An 18,029-nucleotide genomic window follows, 5' to 3' on the forward strand; every position below is an offset into this window, starting at 1 on the left:
GGCAGGTTACTCACGTGTTACTCACCCGTTCGCCGCTCGAGTACCCCGAAGGGCCTTTCCGCTCGACTTGCATGTGTTAAGCACGCCGCCAGCGTTCGTCCTGAGCCAGGATCAAACTCTCCAACAAAATCTTTGGAAAAGCGTCCCGGCAACAAAATGTTGCCAAAGGAATCCCAAACCCACTCTAATCAAAGAGATAGGCCGGGGTATTGCCATAATTGGCACTGGCTTATCAAGCACCCTGTTGAGTTCTCAAAGAACAACCGCACACCATCTCCGCACCGCTTTCGCGGCCCGTTGCCCGGGGCACTCGCTCTACTTTACTAGGTCTTCCCGGCGTTGTCAACCGGTTTATCCCGGTCGATCCCGATCTGCCCTAGTCATCCCCAGCACCAGGCGCACGGTTAGACCGTGTTCCAGATCCAGTGAATGTCTTGCTTGTCCTGCAGGACGGCCGGTGCGGATCTCTCCGCTTGCCTCGCCCGTTTCCCTGCTGGCTCGCAAAACATTACCCGTAGGTTCCCTGCGCTCCAAATCGGGGGTCACCCTGAGTCGTTTTCCCAGGTCAAGGCGAAATGGAGGCAGGGAACAGGTGTCAGGCGAGTGTCTTCAGCGCGTCACCGATACCCCGATGGAAGGTGGGGTAAGCCCAGATCTGGCTCGCCAGCGTCGACAGCGGCACCTCGGCGTGCACGGCGACGGCCAGCGCGCCGATCATCTCCCCGCCAGCTGGGCCGGCGGTGGTCGCGCCGACCAGACGGCCGTCGGCGGCGATCACCTTGATGAAGCCCTCGTTGCCGGGCCCGTGCACAAAACCGCGCGACGTGCCGGAGAGGGGGACCTGGCCGACCCGGACGTCGAGGCCGGCGTCCCGGGCCTGCTTCTCGGTCTGGCCGACGGCGCCGATCTCCGGGTCGAGGAAGGTGACCCGGGGAAGCGCGCGGTAGTCGGCGGCGGGCCCGCCCTGGCCGAGGATGTCACGGACGGCGATGTCGGCCTCGTACATCGCCATGTGGGTGAAGGCTCCGTTGCCGGTGACGTCACCGACCGCCCAGAGCTGGTCGGCGGCGCGCATCCGGTCGTCGGTGCCGAGGAACCGGGCGGCCGGGTCGAGTCCGAGGGTCTCCAGGCCGAGGTCCGTCAGTCGGGCGGAGCGGCCGGTGGCGACGAGCAGTTTCTCCCCGGTGACGGTGCTGCCGTCATCCAGTGCGATCTCGAAGCCGCCGGAGTGGGCGACCCGGGTCGCGTGGACGCCGGTGCGCACGGTGACCCCGTCGGCGGTGAGTACCGCGGTGGCGACCTCGGAGGACTCGGGTTCCTCCATGGCGAGGATCCGGGCGGAGCCTTCGATGATCGTGACCTGGACACCGAAGCGGGCGAAGACCTGGGCGAACTCGCAGCCGATCGCGCCGCCGCCGAGGATGACCAGCGAGTCGGGAAGGGTGGTGGTCTCGACGGCTTGGCGGTTGGTCCAGTACGGGGTGCCGGCCAGCCCGTCGATCGGGGGGATGAACGCGGTGGTGCCGGTGGCGATCACGACCCCGCGGGCGGCGCTGAACTCCTGTTCGCCGACACGCACTCGGCCGGGGCCGGTAACGGTGGCGGTCCCCCGTACGAAATGGCCGCCTTTGTTGGTGAAACGGTCGACGGCAACCTTGTCGTTCCAGTCGTCGGTGGCCTGCTCGCGGATGCGGCTGGCGACCGGAGCCCAGTCGGGGGTGACGGTGGAGGTCCCGGCCAGTTCGGGGATCCGGCGCGCTTCGGCCAGGGCGGATCCGGCGCGGACCATCATCTTCGTCGGGATGCATCCCCAGTACGGGCACTCGCCGCCGACCAGCTGGTGTTCGACACCCACCACGTCGAGTCCGGCCGCGGCGAGCCGGCCGCCGACCTCCTCGCCGCCCACGCCGAGCCCGACGACAACCACGTCCACGTTCCGCACGTCAACCATGGCTCCCACCTAACCCTCATATGGGCGGTAGCGCGACCGATCTTCGGGCCGGTGCTGGAAACGGCGGCCATGAGGGTGCGACGGCGGGCGTTGGCTGGCGCTCGTCTTTCTCATGGCCGCCGCCCGCGTTTTCGCGGTGCCCGCCGGAAGAACGTTTTGACGGACGCAACCGCCGGCGGGCCCCGCTCCCATCCGGCGGACCGGACGGAGAAATCAGTCCCGCAGCCAGACCGCCTCGTCCCGGTGTGACTCGAGCGGGCCGGGATAGTGCAGGCTGCGGCGTTCCGAGGCGGGCAGGCGCCAGGGCTGGTGCACGGCGGCGCCGTCGATGCCTTTGAGCTCCGGTACGTAGCGACGAACGTACACGCCGTCGGGGTCGAATCGGAGCGCTTGCCGAATCGGGTTGAAGCGCCGGTAGGGCCGGCTGTCGTTGCCGGTGCCGGCGGTCCACTGCCAGTTGCCCGAGTTGTTCGGCACGTCGCCGTCGAGCAGCCAGCGGAAGAACCACGAGACGCCGGAACGCCAGTCGATGCCGAGGTGTTTGGTGAGGAAGGCGGCGGTGATGAGCCGGGCCCGGTTGTGCATCCACCCCTCGTCGCGGAGCTGGCGCATGCCGGCGTCGACGACCGGGACCCCGGTGAGCCCATCCTGCCAGTGCTGGAGTGCGGCGTCGTCCTGACGCCAGTTCTGGTCGGCGGCCGGCCGAAGGGCTTCGGTGGAGAGTTTCGGGTAGACCCGGGCGACCTGGTAGTAGAAGTCGCGCCAGCAGAGCTGCCGGACGAAGGCGTCGGCGTCGCGCGCTTTCCCCGCCTCGGCCAGGGCGAGCGGAGACAGACAACCCCAGCGCAGGTACGGGGAGAGTCGACTCGTGGCATCGCCGGGCATGTCGTCGTGCGCGTCGCCGTACCCACCGATCCCCTGCCCCAGCCAGGTCGCGAGCCGGCGGCGGGCCGCACTCTCGCCGCCCTCACAGGTGTGGGGTGATTCGCCGTCCGGTGTCGCCGGAAGGCGGCCGGCGGCGAGCCCGGACGGCAGCGTGATCCGTGCCGGCATCGGGGCCTCGGCGCGCCATGACTTCGCTGACCAGGCGCGGTAGTAGGGCGTGAAGACCTTGTAGCCGTCTCCGCCGCCACCGGGCCGGATGGTTCCGGGTTCGACGACGGTGAGGCCGGGGTGGAGTTCGAGGGCGATCCGGTGGCGTTCGCTCTCCTCTTTCAGTCGACGTTCGCGGCGTACGGCGTACCCGCTGACGTCGGCCGCCATGGTGATCGTCGTGGCGTCCGTCTCCCGGGCCACCGTGATCGTCTCGGCGATCGGGTCGCCAGTGCGCACGATCAGGTCGCCGCCGATCTCACGCAGGTTCGCGCGCAGGTCGGCGAGGCTCTGGTGCAGGAAGCGGGTGCGGTTCGGGGAGAGATCGGCGAGTTTCGGGTCGAGGACATAGAGCGGGACCACCCGCTCTGCGGCGCAGGCCGCGGCGAGGGCCGGATTGTCGTGCAGGCGCAGATCCCGGGTGAGCAGGACGACGGCTGTCTTCATCAGGCCGCCAACTGGACCGGGGTACCGGGCCGGGTCAGGAGGCTGCGGACCGCGACGGCGGCGCGACGGTGGTTGGGGACGGTGGCGCGGCGGCTGAAGACGTCGTAGTCGAGGGCTTCGATCTCGTCGAGGATGCCGCCGTAGAGCTGGAAGGCGGTGCGCATGCAGGCCTGCGAGGCGGGTTCGAGCAGCGGTACGCCGGGGGCGGCCAGCGCGTAGTGCTCACGGGCGCGGGCCACCTCGTACCGGATCAGTTCTTTGATCTTCGGGGTGGCGACGCCGCGGTGCAGGTCGTCCGTGGTGACGCCGAACTCGTCGAGGTGTTCTTGGGGCAGGTAGATCCGGTCGCGTTCGAGGTCTTCGGCGATGTCCCGGATGAAGTTGGTGAGCTGGAAGGCGAAGCCGAGCTGGCGGGCCGGTTCCCGGGCGGCGGCCGGGTCGGAGGAGCCGAGGATCGGCAGCATCATGGTGCCGATGACGGCGGCCGAGCCCTCCATGTAGTCGAGGAGGTCATCGTAGGTGCGATAGCCGGTGACGGTGATGTCCATCGCCATGCTGCGCAGGAACTTCTCGAAGTCGGTCAGGTTCAGGTCGAAAACCGCGATGGTGTGCAGGACGGCCGGGAGCAGTGGGTCGTCGGTCTCCTGTCCACGGAGTCCGGCGAGGAACCGGTCGCCCCACTCGGTGAGCAGGGCGGCACGTTCGGCGGCCGGTCGAGAGTCGGTCCGGTCGACAATTTCGTCCGCATATCGGGTGAATCCGTAGAGAGCGTGCACGTGCCGCCGCTTCCACCCCGGTAGCAAGCGGGTCGCGAGGTAGTAAGTCCGGCCATGCGCTCGGTGTATCTCGCGGCAGCGCTCATAGGCAGCTGCTAGATCAGTTTCCATATCCGGACCTCCGGCTAAATCGACGCACGAATCGACGCAACTTCAAAAAGTTAGGGTACGGTACTCAGCGTGGCCAATCACACCCTCGAGGGAAATCGCCTCGAAGCGATCCCCCGCCAGCCGGTCTCGGACCGAGCGCTGATCGGCGCCGTCGAGGGCACGCTGGCCGACTTCCTCGCCTGCCAGATCGCCTCCCTCGACGCCGTCGACCCGGCACTCGGCGGCTTCGCGCGAACCGCCCGCGACCTGGTCATGGCCGGAGGTAAACGAATCAGGCCGACATTCGCCTACTGGGGCTGGCGTGGTGTCGCCGGATCCGGCGAACCGGTCGAAGGACTTCTACCCGCGCTCGGCACCCTCGAACTCATGCACACGTTCGCCTTGGTGCACGACGACCTGATGGATCGGTCCGCCACCCGGCGCGGCCGGCCCACCGCACACCGGATCTTCGCGGCCCAGCGCGGCGACCAGTTCGGTGACGCGGCCGCGATCCTGGTCGGTGACCTCTGCCTGATCTGGGCCGACCAGTTGCTGGCCCGCACCGCGCTGCCCGCGCCGGTGCTGATGGAGGTCCGGGCCCGCTATGACCGGATGCGGATCGAAGCCGTCGCCGGGCAGTTCCTGGACGTGCTCGGCGAGACCGACCCGTCGGCCTGGTCGGTGGAGCGGGCGCTGCTGGTGGCCCGGCACAAGACGGCCAGTTACACGGTGCAGTGGCCGCTCGGATTCGGGCTGGCCCTCGCCGCCGGCACTCACACCGATCTCGACGAGGCGTACCAGGTCTACGGTCTCGCCGTCGGGGAGGCCTTTCAGCTCCGGGACGATCTGCTCGGCGTTTACGGTGACCCGGCGATCACCGGCAAACCGGACTGCGACGACCTGCGCACCGGCAAGCCCACCACCCTGCTCATGCTGGCGCGGGAGATGGCCACGCCGGCCCAGCTCGACGAACTCACCACCGCTGACGTCACCCGGCAGGCGGAGATCATCGCCGCCACCGGAGCCCCCGCCCGGGTCGAGGAGATGATCCGGGACCGGGTCGACGCGGGAGTCACCGCGATCGGCGACGCCCCGATCCGGACCGACGCGCGGGCGGCTCTGATCGAATTGGCGACCGCCACCACGTACCGCCCGGCATGAAATTTTTGGAGCTGAAGTGCGAACTGTGACCGGACCCACCGACCATGTCGTCATCGTCGGAGCCGGGCTCGGCGGTCTGGCCTGTGCCCTGCATCTGGCCGCCGCCGGACGGCAGGTGACCGTCGTCGAACGGGAGCCGGTTCCCGGCGGGCGAGCCGGCCGGCTGTCGATGAACGGGTACGAGTTCGACACCGGCCCGACCGTGCTCACCATGCCCGACCTGATCGCCGAACCGCTCAACGCCGTCGGCGAGAACCTGAGCGACTGGCTGGAGCTGACCCCGCTCGACCCGGCGTACCGGGCCTACTACCCGGACGGGTCGACGCTCGACATCCGCACCGACACCACCCGGATGGCCGCCGAGATCGCCCGGGTCTGCGGCGCCCGCGAAGCCGACGGCTACCTGCGGTTCGTCGACTTCACCCGGAAGCTGTGGCAACTCGAACGCGACAACTTCATCGACAAGAACCTCGACACCCCGCTCGACCTGATGAACCTCAACCTGCTGAAACTGCTCGGGATGGGCGCGTTCCGGCGGTTGCAGCCGAAGATCGACGACTACTTCCGCGATCCTCGTACCCAACGGATCTTCTCGTTCCAGGCGATGTACGCCGGACTCGCGCCGCACGACGCGCTGGCCATCTACGCGGTCATCGCCTACCTGGACTCGGTCGCCGGTGTCTACTTCCCCAAGGGCGGCATGCACGCCGTCCCCAAGGCCCTGGCCGGTGCCGCAGAGAAGCACGGCGTCACTTTCCGGTACGACACCACGGTCGAGCGGGTGACGGTCGGCAACGGCCGGGCGACCGGCGTCCTGACCACCGACGGCGAACACATCCCCGCCGACACGGTCGTCCTCAACCCCGACCTGCCGATCGCCTACCGCGACCTGCTCCCGGCCCGCCGGCAGCGCAAACTGCGCTACTCACCGTCGTGTGTCGTGCTTCACATCGGCTCTGACCGGGCCTATTCCAAGATCGCACACCACAACATCCATTTCGGTACGGCGTGGAAGGGCACTTTTGACGAGGTGATCCGCAAGGGTCTCCTGATGAGCGACCCGTCATTGTTGGTCACCAATCCTTCGCACACCGATCCGTCGGTGGCTCCCGCCGGGCGGCAGTCCTACTACGTCCTCGCGCCCACACCCAACCTGGAAGCCGGGCCGATCGACTGGCGCGGTGGCATGGACCGGCGCTACGCCGACGAGATCATGGGTGTCCTGGAAAGCCGTGGCTACATCGGTTTCCGGGACGGCGTCCAGGTGGAACGGATCATCACGCCCGCTGACTGGGCCGATGAGGGCATGGCGGGCGGTACTCCGTTCGCGGCCGCGCACACGTTCGCCCAGACCGGGCCGTTCCGCCCGTCCAACATGCACCCCACCCTGCCGAACGTCGTCTTCACCGGATCCGGCACTCAGCCCGGTGTGGGCGTACCGATGGTGCTGATCTCCGGAAAGCTGGCCGCGTCCCGGATCACCGGGGGCGCGTCGTGACCTCCCCGGAACCCGGCCTCGCCCCTCTCTCCCGGGAACCGAGCCTCGTCTCCCGGGAGCTGGATCTCGTTGAACTCGTCGACGAGCACGGGGCCGGCCTCGGGACCGCCACCGTCGCCGTCGCGCACGAGGCACCCGGCATGCTGCACCGGGCGTTCTCGGTGTTCCTGCGCGACCCGTCCGGGAAAGTGCTGCTGCAACAGCGGGCCGCGGTGAAGACCCGGTTCCCGCTGCGCTGGGGCAACACCTGCTGCGGGCATCCCACACCCGGCGAGGAGACCACCGTCTCCGCGAAGCGGCGCCTCACCGAGGAACTCGGCATCGAACCGGTAGCCCTGCGCGAGGTCGGGGTCTACGTCTACTTCGCCACGGACCCGATCACCGGGCGGGTCGAGCGGGAGTACGACCACGTCCTACTCGGCGAGATCCCCGCCGGCGTGGAGTTCCAGCCGGATCCCGGCGAAGTGGCGCGGCTGCGCTGGGTGGCTGTCGAGGCCCTGCTGGGCGAGATCGACAGGGCTCCGGAGGCGTACGCGCCCTGGCTCGCTGGGGTGACCCGGCAACTGGCCGCCGCCTCGACTCCCGCCGCTTCCCCGCATGTTCCGGGCCTCCCCAGCTCTTCTGATCGCCCTGTTGTCTCGCCAGTTCCTGGTGTTTCGGATGCCCATGATGTCTCTGCTGGTTCGGAAGTAACAGCAACGGAGCGGCCGGGTGGCCAATGACGGCCTGAGCGCCGGGGCCGCCGCACGACGCCTCGGCGTCGCGGTGACCACTCTGCGCACCTGGCACCAGCGGTACGGGCTCGGCCCCAGCCGGCACGAGCCCGGGCATCATCGTCGCTACACCATCGAGGACATGGTCCGGCTGCAGGTCATGCAGCGCCTCACCGCGCAGGGCATATCACCGGCCGAAGCCGCCGCTTGGGCGCGCCGCTCGCCCGCCCTGGACACTTCCGAGCCCTCTTCCTTGGCGAAGTCCTCCACGCCTACCCCTACTTCCGAGACCGAACGTTCTCCCTCTGTCACCGGCCCCGACCCGGAGAACGAACGTTCTTCCTCGCTGGGCGAGCCCTCGGTGGATGGTCTCGTTCTGCCGACCGTTCGAGGGCCGGCTGGGGGCGGGCGGACCATCGCTCTCGGACCCCACGCCGATCCCGCCGCCCGCGGCCTCGCCCGCGCCGCCATGCGCCTGGACAGCCCGGCGATGCGCTACATCCTGGACGCCGCGGTCACCGGCCGGGGCGTGATCGCCACCTGGGAACACGTGATGATGCCGGTACTGATCGGCGTAGGGGAGCGCTACGCGGCCACCGAACGTTTCGTCGAAGTCGAGCACCTGCTGTCCCGCTCGGTCACCGAGTCGCTGAGCGGGGTACCCCGCCCACCCCGGGACATCACCCCCCGAGCCCTGCTGGCCGCCGCCGACGAGGAGCAGCACACCCTGCCGCTGGAGGCGCTGGCCGCAGCTCTGGCCGAGTCCGGGGTACCCAGCCGCCTGCTGGGTGCACGGCTGCCGTCCCGGGCGTTGATGGACGCGGTGGAGCGCACCGGCCCCGCGGTGGTGGTCCTGTGGTCCCAGTTGCCGTCCACCGGCGACGTGACCCAACTGGAGCGCCTACTGACCCTGCCGCACCCGCCTCTGGTCCTGGCCGCGGCCGGACCGGGCTGGCCGGCCCCCGATCTGCCTCCCACGGTGACCGCGTTCCGGAGCCTCGCCGAGGCCGTCCGCACCGTCACCGCCGCCTGCCGCTGACGTTTTACCTGCTCAAGGCCGGTGTCGCAGAAAAGGGGGATACCGATTTGAAGATCCGGAGGGGCATCGTATATGTTTTACATGCCTCAAGCGGGAGGCGCGGTTGGGGCTAAAACCACCAAGCGTTGCCAGTCGCGCAACCAGCGCGATGTGCAATGATGGCGGAGTTGCCCTCATCGTCTAGTGGCCTAGGACGCCGCCCTTTCAAGGCGGTAGCACGGGTTCGAATCCCGTTGGGGGTACTGGTAAGTTAGCAGGTAAGATTGCTGACGAACCGAGTACGGCAAGGCAGTAGTAAAGCAAGGTCCTGTGGAGCAGTTGGAGTGCTCGCCGCCCTGTCAAGGCGGAGGTCGCGGGTTCAAGTCCCGTCAGGACCGCAACATTGATTTACGGCCAGGTAGCTCAGTTGGTACGAGCGTCCGACTGAAAATCGGAAGGTCGGCGGTTCGACCCCGCCCCTGGCCACCGAGCCTCTCGCCGGGCTACGAGCACCGTCCACCTGCGGAAACGCACGGTGGACGTTTTGCTTTCCCCCGCCTTTTCTGGCGCCACAAGGTTGACCCTCTGGTGACCACGAATCTCCCATGCCGGACGGACGTCCGATTTTGCACGCTCGCTACGCGCAGCCCGGCCTCAGCCCTGACTGGCTGCTCGGGTAACCGGTAGCCGAATACCGTACAAGTACCGTACAGTCGCTGCAGAGTTGAAGTGTCGACTGGAGGTGAGTGACCATGGCCGCCAAGAGTGAACGCATCGAGATGCGTACTGATCCTCAGAGCAGCGCCAGAATCGCTGAGGCCGCAGAGTCTCAGCATGTCTCAGTATCAGCCTTCGTTCTGGACGCTGCAGTCAAGGCCGCCGATCACGTCCTCGCACGGGCCGAGGTCACCATCATGCCTGCGGAACAGTTTGACCAGCTTATTGGGTCTCTGGATGTACCTGATGAAGCACCTGCGCTCGCTCGACTCGCCTACAAGCCTCGGCGGTACACGCGCTCATGACTACGAACGAGTGGGTCACTGGAGCCCTCACTCGCGATCACGACGTAAGCAAATTCGACTGTGGCGTTCCCAGCCTCAATGACTGGCTTAAGCACCAAGCCGCAAGGTCCCAGGAGGCTGAGACCGCCCGCACGTTCGTCTGGGTGGCTGAGGACACCCAAACGGTTCGAGCGTACTTTTCGATCGCGCCGACCCAGCTTGCTCGTAGCGAGGTCTCTGGAGCCTTGGCCGGCGGCTTTACCGTTCTCCCCTCATTCCTGCTGGCCAGACTGGCACTCGACCTGTCGTTGCATGGCGCGGGACTTGGCGAAGAGCTGTTACACGACGCCCTGACCCGGCTGGTGGAGGCCGCCGATCGCGGTGGCGGAAGGCTGATCGTTGTCGACGCTCTCGACGAGAAGGCCGCCGCTTTTTACACGAAGTACGACTTTCGCCCAGTTCGCGACAATCCACTACGCCTAGTGATGAAGGTAGCGACTGCGCGAAAAGCCTTGGGCGTGAACACGATGAGCCTCTCGTCTGACGTCACGGCCGGGCTGATGTCGCTGACGATCACTCGCTCTGATGGATCGGTTTCACCGTTCGTCGGCGACAACGATGAGTGGCGTCGCGTAACCGTCCGGATGCTGGAGATCATTGAGGAACGCGTGGCTCGGGGTGAATCCAACCTTCAAGTCGACCTTGTACAAGTGATTCGTGAGGCTCTCGGACGAGATCCATTCGAACGATGAATGACTGCCAGAAGGTTCCCACGGATCATCCGCTCACGTTCGTAGATGTTGCACATCCGCTGCACGCAGCGTTTCGTAACATCCCCTGAACTGCAAAAACGGGAAACGAGGAACGGCCGCTGGTCTCCCGGCGGCCGTTCCTCGTTGGGGGTTTCTACTTCTCGCAGCCCACTCGGACGTCTCCGGCGTAGGCGTTGCACGTGTCGCCTGCGGGGGAGTTGGGGCCGCCGTCGAGGCGGTCGGAGCCGCCGGGCTCCTCGTCGCCCTCCAAGAGGTCGTCGCCGGTGCCGCCGTACAGCTTGTCCTTGCCGGTGCTGCCGAACAGCTCGTCGTTGCCGCCCAGGCCGTAGATGATGTCGTTGCCGACGTCGCCGTGGATGTAGTTGCTGGACGCGTTGCCGATCAGCACGTCGTTGCCGAAGCCGCCGTACAGGTTCTCCACGTCGGCGCCGACGGTGTCGCCCTCGCCGGGGCGGCCGTCGTCGCCGGACTGGCCGTCCAAATCGACCCGGACGCTCTTCATGTAGTCGTAGAGCACCCAGTCCACGCCGGAGCCACCCATCAGGATGTCGGCCGACACGTTCTGGTCGTTCTCGTCGCCGAACAAACGGTCCGTACCGGCGTCGCCGTAAAGCTTGTCGCGGCCGGCGTAACCGAGCAGGGTGTCGTCGCCGGCGCCGCCGTGGATGCGGTCGTTGCCGGCCTCGCCGAACAGGTCGTCGTTGCCGGTCTCGCCGTAGAGGACGTCGTTGCCGGTCCAGCCGTGCAGGATGTCGTTGCCGGCGCCACCGTTGAGCAGGTCGCTGCCGGCGTCGCCGCTGAGGCGGTCGCTGCCGCCCAGGCCGAAGAGCCGGTCAGTTCCGGCGCCCCCGGTGAGCTGGTCCGCGCGGGAGCCGCCGAGGAGACGGTCGTTGCCGGTGCCGCCGTCGACGGTGCTGGGCACATCGGTGTTGTTGGTGACGACATCATTGCGGTCGTACGAGTAGACGCGGATCCGAGTCGGGGCCTTTCCCGGCGTACACCGCACCTGGGTCTTGTCGCCTTTGACCGGCTTGCAGCCCTTGCCCGCCTTGATCGTGACCGTGTCGTCGATGGTGATCGTGTTGCCGGAGCGGGTGATCGTGACGCGGTTCTGTTTGCCGGTGGCGGCCTGGTACTGGACCTTGGTGGTCGCGTAGACCGACGCGCTGCCGGTGGACGCGGCCTGCGCGGGTGCGGCGATGCCGATCAGGGCGGTGCTTCCGGCCAGCAGTACGGCGAAGCGGATCGGCTTCGGGAAACGTGACATGGGATGGATCCCCCGTTGAATGAGAACAGCCCGGCCGTCGCAACGGCCGGGCTGTGTTCAGGTAAGTCAGCCGAGCTTGGCGATACCGGAGAGGGAGGAGACACCGCTCTTCTCGAGCAGGTTGATCCACTTCTGGTAGGTCTTGGCCTCGACGCCGCTGTACTTCGCGCCCTTCAGGGCCAGGCCCAGGTCGATGCCCGTGCCGCCGAAGATCTTGTCCTTGGCCTTGGCGCTGCCGGACGCGGTGTAGTCATCGTTGATCGACTCGCCGATCAGCAGGTCGTGGCCCGCACCACCGAGGAGGGTGTCGTTGCCGCTCCAGCCGAGGACCGCGTCGAGGCCCGCGCCGGCGCTGACCACGTCGTTGCCAGCCCCCGCCATGATGAAGTCGCCGCCGGCCTGGCCCCAGACCTTGTCGTTGCCCGCACCCGCGGTGATCTCGTCGTCACCCGCGCCGCCGTAGATCTTGTCGGCACCGGCACCGCCGTAGAGGGTGTCGTTGGCGCGACCGCCGTAGAGGGTGTCGTTGCCCGCACTGCCGGAGGCGGCCAGCTTGGCGGTGGTCTTGTTCTTCACCCAGTCGTTCTTGTCGCCGAGCTTCACGTTCAGCGAGGCGAGGTTGCCGGTCAGGGTGCAGGTGACGCGGGTCTTGTCACCAGCGACGGCCTTGCAGCCCGTGCCGGCCTTGAGGGCGACCTTGTCGTCGATCGTCACGACCTTGCCGGCCACGGTGATGGTGACGCCGTTGGCCTGACCGGCCGCGGCAATGAACTGCACCTGGCTGGCGCCGACGGTCCGGACGGTGCCGGCCGCGGCGGCCTGGGCCGGGGCAGAGATGAGCGCGGTGGAGCCGATCGCCGCAGCGGTCGCGCCGATGAGGGCAAGGGCGCGGCGGTTGATCAGGATCATGTATTTCCCCCGTGTTGTCTGGCGAAGAGGACGTCCAAGCCAGTGAAGGTTGTCATCATAGAACGATACCGTTTCGACGCACCGCCCCGTTTGCAGTGATGCGGGTCACTATCAAATCCGTGTATACAAAAACGGCCCGGCGATCGCCGGGCCGTTTCCATGGGACAGTGCCAGATCAGCCGATCTTGAGCGGCGTGACCCGGGTCGTGGTGGCCTCGGCCGCGCCGGCGGAAGCCACCGAGGTGAAGTGCTCGCACCCCGATGTGGTGGTCCGGCTGGAGGACTTCAGGCAGATGTCGGTGTTCGCACCCGCGTAGAGCTTGTCGGCCGCGGTGGCCGAGCCCTTCGAGATGCCCTTGCCCTTGACGACCTTGTAGTGCTCGCCGACCAGGACGTCATTGCCGACGCCACCGGACAGGGTGTCGTTGCCGGCATTGCCGATCAGGAAGTCGACGCCCGCTCCACCGCTGATCTTGTCGTTACCCGAATAGCCGAGAACGGTGTCGTTACCGGTGCCGGCATCGATGGTGTCGCTGCCGGTCTGACCGTGGATCTCGTCGTTGCCGGCGCCACCGTAGACCTTGTCGTTGCCGGCACCGGCCGTGATGTAGTCGTTGCCCGCGCCGCCGCTGATGTAGTCGGCACCCGACTGACCGAAGAGCTCGTCGGCGCCGCCACCGCCGTAGATCTTGTCGGCGCCGGTACCACCCTGGAGCTGGTCCTTGCCGGAGCCGCCGATCAGGGTGTCGTTGCCCGCGCCACCACCGGCGAGCATGAACACCCCGGTGTAGTTGCGGACGTAGTCGTTCTTGTCGCCGAGCGCGACGCTGATCATGGTGGTCTTGCCCGAGGTCGTGCACCGGACCTTGGTCGAGGTCACCCGCTTACAGCCCTTACCGGCGCTGATCGCGGTCACATCGGTGATGGTGACGGTGCGGCCCGAGATCGTGACCTTGACCTTGTTCACCTTGCTCATCAGAGCCTGGAACTGGACGGTCTTGGTACCGACGACCTTCGCCAGGCCGCTGGTGGCCGCCTGCGCCGGGCCGGCGAGCAGAGCGGTGGAGGCCAGGACTGCGGCGCTGAGGCCGAGAGTGGCAATTGTCCTTCGGTATTTCACGTTCATGGAATCCCCCGTTCAAAGACTGGTGGAGCGGTTAGGACGGTATCGTTTCGCCGCAAGACCGCAAAGACCGTCTCATGAATGTGTCAGGCTCAACAGCCGATTTCTGCTCCCCAGCGTCCGGCCTGCGGTTTCATAACCACACGAACGCGATCAACCCCTGACAAGTCACGAATGCCGGGAATCGGGCCACAATCGAAACTCCGGCCCGGAGCGATCAGATACAGCGATTCCGGCAACATTTCGGGCATCACTCCGGCCAGCTGTTCCGGATCGTTGGAAACCTTTTCACGAAACTTGGCGTACGCCTCCTCGCGAGTCTCCAGCCGGACCCCGTCCCGAGCCGGCAACCGGGCGAGCGCGCCACGCACGGCGTCCCGCTGATCCGTACCGGCGTCGGGTTCGAGGTACACCGCAACGGTGAACTCTCGCTCCGGCGCGTACCGCCACCCGGCGATCAGCATCGCCGTGGTGGACGCGACCGAGCCGAGCACCAGAGCCCCCGCGGCCACGCCGAACAGTCGCAGCCACCTGCGGTCGACCTCGGTCTTCTCGGATTCCGGCTCCCAGGGGCCGACATCGGGCATGTCATCCGTCGGGTGTGGATCGGTCATGATCAGCAAGCTATCTCAGCGCATCGACATACCGTTGTCCACAGGATCGTTCCGGGCGCTTGAAGCGCTTCGGCCGTTAGACCAGAGTGCCGTTACATCAGAGTGTTGTCGGGATCGGTCACTCGGACGCGGGGAGGCGTCGCTGTGGATGGTTTCACCAATGATGCGGAGCAGACGGCCTACAGCCTGGCGGAGGCACTGTGCGAGAAGGCGCACTCCTGCATGAAGAGCGCCGAGGAGGCATCCGAGGCGTTCCGGGTCGGCAAGATGGCGATGCGCCGTCAGTTCAAGGCGCGCGGGCTGTCCGAGGCGGAGGCCGACATCCGCTGGTCGGCCACCACGCAGGCGGCCCGGGCGATCGCGGACAACGGCTTCTTCATGTCACAGGCGTCGATGTACAACAACGCCGCCGCCGCGCAGTACGCGAAGGCGCTCTATCACAAGAGTTAGGCGGCCCGGTGCCGCAGCGTCGCGACCGTCGACCCGGCGAGCGCGAGCAGACAGTCCGGCAGGGTCCCGTCGGCGATGGCCGCGCCGAACAGCGCCTCACCGGTCGGGAAGTCGCCGTTGACGTAAGCGCTGACGAACCGTGCCACCCAGCGTTTGTCATAGCGGGCGTCGTCGATTCCGGGGAACTCCAGGGTCCACGCGCCGCCCGACGGCACCTGCCCGACCATGGTCGCGGCCAGGCACCAGGCGACGTCCCAGGCACCCACCACACCGTCTCGATCGACGACCGCGTCGAAGGTGTCGGCCACAGCCGCGCTGTCGCCGCTGAGCGCACACTGCAGGACCTGCGCGGCGTCGTCGAATGCGGTCTGTGGTACTTCGGTCACGTCAGAAAAGGTACGTCGGGCGGTCAAGCCGTGCACCCTGGCGGGGGATATCAGGCACCACGGAGCAGGCAAGTGATCCGGGCCGTGCAGACCCGGTCGCCGGCCTCGTCGGTGAGGACCACCTCGTAGGTCGCCACCGCCCGTCCCCGGTGCACGGGCGTGGCCACTCCGGTGACCAGACCGGACCGGGCCGCCTTGTGGTGGGTGGCGTTGATGTCGACGCCGACGGCGAAGGGCCGGTCGACGGTCTGGCCGTGCAGCACCGCCCCGACCGAGCCGAGCGTCTCGGCGAGAACGCAGGAGGCACCGCCGTGCAACAGCCCGTATGGCTGGGTGTTGCCTTCGACAGGCATGATGCCTACCACCCGTTCCGCGGTGGCCTCGGTGATCTCAATACCCATACGCTCCGCGAGCGCACCGCCGCCACCGCTGGTGAACAGGTGCTGCTTACCGTCCTCAGCGATATCCACGTCGGCGTACGTTACGCCGGTCACGGGCGGCGACCAGCGATACCTGTCACAGCTTCGGGGACTGATCGATTGAACCGCTGGGTACTGACCGGTCGTACCGGCCGGCACTAACCGGCTGACGAGAGGAGCACCATGAGCGAGCCGCAGGGCACCGAGACCCCCGAGGTCGTCGAGACCCGGGGCGACGACCGAGTCGACCTGCTCACCAGTGACGCGAACGGGGACGGCAAGATCGACGTGTGGGTGTCGGACACCGACGGCGACGGCAAGCCGGACCTCTACCAGTTCGACACCGACGGCGACGGCAAGGTCGACGTCACCATGGTCGACCTCGACGAGGACGGCACCCCGGACCACATCGTCGACGGCGACGGTGGCCTCCCGCCGACCACCGTCTGAGTCAGGAACTCCCCAAAGCAGACAGAGCCACCCAGAGGACCGCTAAAGCGACCACCGCGGTCCCGATGGTGGAAGCTGTGTGCCGCCAGGAACGAGCGCCCTCGACCGCCTCGGGACATCCCAGGGCGGCGAGGGCGGCACGGCGCTCGCGCACCAGGTCGGCACTGCCCGCGATGTCGTCCGAGTCGCGACTCATCTCGACGGCGAGACCGGCCTGGGCGCGCTGCAACCGACGTACCGCCGCTCTGGCTTCCCGGCCCGCGCTCGCCGCGGCGTGCCGGCGGGCCGCACCCCGCCGCGACCCGGAACCGAGGACCCGCAGCTCGCCCTCGGTGATCAGGCCGGGGTCGCGGACCGTGGCCAGGATTCCCACGTAGTAGGCCGCCTCCCGGTCGTGCGCGCGGCGCACCAGGTAGAGGACCAGCAGCAACGGCGGAAGACCTTTGACGAGCAGCACCGCCAGTACGGCCGGCACGCTGTCTCCGAAGCTGTCCCGCAGGATCGGCGAGTTCCACAGCGAGTGGGACGCCCAGGCGCCGAGCAGGGCGACGGCGGCCACCGCGATCCGGCGCCCCCGGCTGCGTTCCCGCCGGACCACGAGATAGCCGATGCCGGCACCGGCCAGCGCGCCGAAGAGGGTGTGACTCCAGACGCCGGCCAGGAACCCGCGTACCAGAAACGTGGTGATCACCGGTTGCACCCGGTCGCCGAGACCGGCCTGCTGCACCGCGCCGATCGCGAAGACCACGTCCTCGACGATCTGGAAACCGAGGCCGACCAGGGCGCCGTAGACGATGCCGTCGAGCACGCTGTTCACCTGGGCGCGGGCGATCAGGACGATCGCCACCACCCCGAGCGTCTTGGCGATCTCCTCGACCGTCGGCCCGGCCAGCGCGGCGCCCCACTCGGCGGCCAGATCGGGTGAGCCGAGTTTGGCTATCAGGTTGTCCAGGGCGGTACTGCCGGGAATGGAGACACTTGTCGCGACCAGTCCGCCCCAGGCGACGGCGAGCGCCCGCAGGCCGGCCGGTTCCCGTTCCAGGAAGTCGAGTTCCGCGAGAAAGAGCCAGAACGGTACGGCCAGCAGCCCGAACATCACGATCGCGGTGAGGGTGGCGATCGGGAAGGTGCCGAAGAACAGTGCGGTGATCTGCGAGATGCGCACCGCCCCCACCGCGATCAGGATGATGACGACCCAGAACGCGGGCTGGCGGAAGAACGAGGCCGATCGGGCCGCACCGGGTCGCACCGCTTCGCTCATCGGCGGTTCTCGTAGCTCAGTGTGCGGGTGCTGGCGTCGATGACGAACAGGACGGACGACAGGTCGGCGTCGTCTCCGCTGACCATGACCTCGATGATGAGCCCGTGCGCGACGAAGACGGCGTACCGCCCGTCCCGGTCGCCGGCGGTGTAACCGCCCTGGACTCCGGCCAGCCCACCGGCGGTGGAGACCGCGAGCTGGGTTCCGGTGATCTGGTGGCCGGAGATGCCGGTGATGCGCTGGCGAAGCCGGACGGCAGCCGCGGTCAGGTCGCCTGCGAAGGGTTCGACGTCGATCGTGTAGCGGACCCGGCCGACCTGGAAGAGGGCGGTCCCGCGGGTCTCGCCGGGCCGGGTGCCGGTGACGTCGAGTGCGGCGCCGGACGGCGGCACGACGGTGACTCCGGCGCCCACCCGGTAGGGCTCGCCGGGCGTGACCGGACGCTCAGCCGGCACGGCTCGGTCCAGCACCGGCAGACCGAAGGCCAGAGCGGCCAGGATCGATGCCAGCGCGAGTGAGATGGGAAGACCGAGAGTGCCGGGAAGATCGGTGAGTTGACGCCGTGTGACCCTCCCCATCCGTCCAAGTTAACGGCGGTCACCGGCCGTTGTCCGGCGAACCACCCACCGC

At 67.7% G+C, this 18,029-nt stretch carries 19 protein-coding genes, 3 tRNA genes and 1 rRNA gene (1 of these 23 only partly in view); 11 read left to right on the forward strand and 12 right to left on the reverse strand.

All coding sequences use genetic code 11. The features are described from left to right. From BLU81_RS32375 to BLU81_RS32390, 4 genes are all read right to left on the reverse strand, one after another. Positions 1-127 (reverse strand): 16S ribosomal RNA (locus tag BLU81_RS32375); it reaches 1,390 nt to the left of the window's first position. Positions 128-595: 468 nt separating this feature from the next. Then, positions 596-1,951, reverse strand: a complete 1,356-nt coding sequence (locus BLU81_RS32380; RefSeq protein WP_092557955.1) for a dihydrolipoyl dehydrogenase family protein — start codon at positions 1,949-1,951, stop codon at positions 596-598. A 213-nt stretch (positions 1,952-2,164) separates the two neighbouring features. Next, positions 2,165-3,490, reverse strand: coding sequence for a cryptochrome/photolyase family protein (locus tag BLU81_RS32385; protein WP_092549843.1), 1,326 nt, complete (start codon positions 3,488-3,490; stop codon positions 2,165-2,167). Beyond that, positions 3,490-4,377: a phytoene/squalene synthase family protein gene (locus BLU81_RS32390; protein ID WP_092549846.1), complete on the reverse strand. Its 888-nt coding sequence runs from the start codon at positions 4,375-4,377 to the stop codon at positions 3,490-3,492. The genes BLU81_RS32385 and BLU81_RS32390 overlap by 1 nt, the downstream gene beginning before the upstream one ends. A 69-nt stretch (positions 4,378-4,446) precedes the next feature. On the opposite strand from BLU81_RS32390, the gene BLU81_RS32395 reads away from it, so the two are divergent. From BLU81_RS32395 to BLU81_RS32435, 9 genes are all read left to right on the forward strand, one after another. Continuing rightward, positions 4,447-5,517: a polyprenyl synthetase family protein gene (locus BLU81_RS32395; RefSeq protein WP_092549849.1), complete on the forward strand. Its 1,071-nt coding sequence runs from the start codon at positions 4,447-4,449 to the stop codon at positions 5,515-5,517. 16 nt (positions 5,518-5,533) lie between these two features. After that, on the forward strand, positions 5,534-7,015 hold the full coding sequence (gene crtI / locus BLU81_RS32400; RefSeq protein WP_092549852.1) for a phytoene desaturase family protein: 1,482 nt from the start codon (positions 5,534-5,536) through the stop codon (positions 7,013-7,015). Next, a complete protein-coding gene (gene idi / locus BLU81_RS32405; protein ID WP_092549855.1) occupies positions 7,012-7,737 on the forward strand; it encodes an isopentenyl-diphosphate Delta-isomerase in 726 nt (241 codons plus the stop codon). The genes crtI and idi overlap by 4 nt, the downstream gene beginning before the upstream one ends. Beyond that, a complete protein-coding gene (locus BLU81_RS32410; protein ID WP_092549858.1) occupies positions 7,727-8,767 on the forward strand; it encodes a MerR family transcriptional regulator in 1,041 nt (346 codons plus the stop codon). Before idi ends, BLU81_RS32410 begins: the two co-directional genes overlap by 11 nt. A gap of 169 nt (positions 8,768-8,936) precedes the next feature. Next, positions 8,937-9,009 (forward strand) — tRNA-Glu (locus tag BLU81_RS32415). 61 nt (positions 9,010-9,070) lie between these two features. Further along, a tRNA-Asp gene (locus BLU81_RS32420) sits at positions 9,071-9,144 on the forward strand. A 14-nt stretch (positions 9,145-9,158) separates the two neighbouring features. Continuing rightward, positions 9,159-9,232: transfer RNA gene (locus BLU81_RS32425), tRNA-Phe, on the forward strand. Positions 9,233-9,498: 266 nt separating this feature from the next. Next, on the forward strand, positions 9,499-9,768 hold the full coding sequence (locus BLU81_RS32430) for a type II toxin-antitoxin system TacA family antitoxin (RefSeq protein WP_157751864.1): 270 nt from the start codon (positions 9,499-9,501) through the stop codon (positions 9,766-9,768). Continuing rightward, positions 9,765-10,499 carry a GNAT family N-acetyltransferase gene (locus tag BLU81_RS32435; RefSeq protein ID WP_092549864.1) on the forward strand — a complete coding sequence of 245 codons (735 nt, stop codon included), beginning with the start codon at positions 9,765-9,767 and terminating at the stop codon, positions 10,497-10,499. The genes BLU81_RS32430 and BLU81_RS32435 overlap by 4 nt, the downstream gene beginning before the upstream one ends. Before the next feature lie 154 nt (positions 10,500-10,653). Here BLU81_RS32435 and BLU81_RS32440 read toward each other — a convergent pair whose 3' ends face one another. The 4 genes from BLU81_RS32440 to BLU81_RS32455 form a co-directional block, all read right to left on the reverse strand. Then, positions 10,654-11,787 carry a calcium-binding protein gene (locus tag BLU81_RS32440; protein ID WP_092549867.1) on the reverse strand — a complete coding sequence of 378 codons (1,134 nt, stop codon included), beginning with the start codon at positions 11,785-11,787 and terminating at the stop codon, positions 10,654-10,656. A gap of 66 nt (positions 11,788-11,853) precedes the next feature. Further along, positions 11,854-12,696: a calcium-binding protein gene (locus BLU81_RS32445; RefSeq protein WP_092549870.1), complete on the reverse strand. Its 843-nt coding sequence runs from the start codon at positions 12,694-12,696 to the stop codon at positions 11,854-11,856. Between the two features lie 175 nt (positions 12,697-12,871). Then, positions 12,872-13,822 carry a calcium-binding protein gene (locus BLU81_RS32450; protein WP_092549873.1) on the reverse strand — a complete coding sequence of 317 codons (951 nt, stop codon included), beginning with the start codon at positions 13,820-13,822 and terminating at the stop codon, positions 12,872-12,874. 89 nt (positions 13,823-13,911) lie between these two features. Continuing rightward, positions 13,912-14,433, reverse strand: a complete 522-nt coding sequence (locus tag BLU81_RS32455) for a permease-like cell division protein FtsX (RefSeq protein WP_231954851.1) — start codon at positions 14,431-14,433, stop codon at positions 13,912-13,914. A 144-nt stretch (positions 14,434-14,577) separates the two neighbouring features. On the opposite strand from BLU81_RS32455, the gene BLU81_RS32460 reads away from it, so the two are divergent. Beyond that, positions 14,578-14,883, forward strand: coding sequence for a hypothetical protein (locus BLU81_RS32460; RefSeq protein WP_092549879.1), 306 nt, complete (start codon positions 14,578-14,580; stop codon positions 14,881-14,883). On the opposite strand, the gene BLU81_RS32465 is transcribed toward BLU81_RS32460, so the two are convergent. Together BLU81_RS32465 and BLU81_RS32470 are read right to left on the reverse strand one after the other, a co-directional pair. Further along, positions 14,880-15,269, reverse strand: a complete 390-nt coding sequence (locus BLU81_RS32465) for a hypothetical protein (RefSeq protein WP_092549882.1) — start codon at positions 15,267-15,269, stop codon at positions 14,880-14,882. The two genes, BLU81_RS32460 and BLU81_RS32465, sit on opposite strands and share 4 nt — an antisense overlap. Before the next feature lie 50 nt (positions 15,270-15,319). Beyond that, positions 15,320-15,670, reverse strand: a complete 351-nt coding sequence (locus BLU81_RS32470) for a hotdog fold thioesterase (protein ID WP_092557957.1) — start codon at positions 15,668-15,670, stop codon at positions 15,320-15,322. A 201-nt stretch (positions 15,671-15,871) separates the two neighbouring features. On the opposite strand from BLU81_RS32470, the gene BLU81_RS32475 reads away from it, so the two are divergent. Then, on the forward strand, positions 15,872-16,138 hold the full coding sequence (locus BLU81_RS32475; protein WP_092549885.1) for a hypothetical protein: 267 nt from the start codon (positions 15,872-15,874) through the stop codon (positions 16,136-16,138). Between the two features lies 1 nt (position 16,139). On the opposite strand, the gene BLU81_RS32480 is transcribed toward BLU81_RS32475, so the two are convergent. Both BLU81_RS32480 and BLU81_RS32485 read right to left on the reverse strand, forming a co-directional pair. Further along, positions 16,140-17,399 carry a PrsW family intramembrane metalloprotease gene (locus BLU81_RS32480; RefSeq protein ID WP_092549888.1) on the reverse strand — a complete coding sequence of 420 codons (1,260 nt, stop codon included), beginning with the start codon at positions 17,397-17,399 and terminating at the stop codon, positions 16,140-16,142. Next, complete coding sequence (locus tag BLU81_RS32485; RefSeq protein WP_092549891.1) at positions 17,396-17,977, reverse strand: hypothetical protein; 582 nt, start codon at positions 17,975-17,977, stop codon at positions 17,396-17,398. Before BLU81_RS32485 ends, BLU81_RS32480 begins: the two co-directional genes overlap by 4 nt. Between the last annotated feature and the right edge of the window lie 52 nt (positions 17,978-18,029).

Source organism: Actinoplanes derwentensis (assembly GCF_900104725.1).
GTDB lineage: Bacteria > Actinomycetota > Actinomycetes > Mycobacteriales > Micromonosporaceae > Actinoplanes > Actinoplanes derwentensis.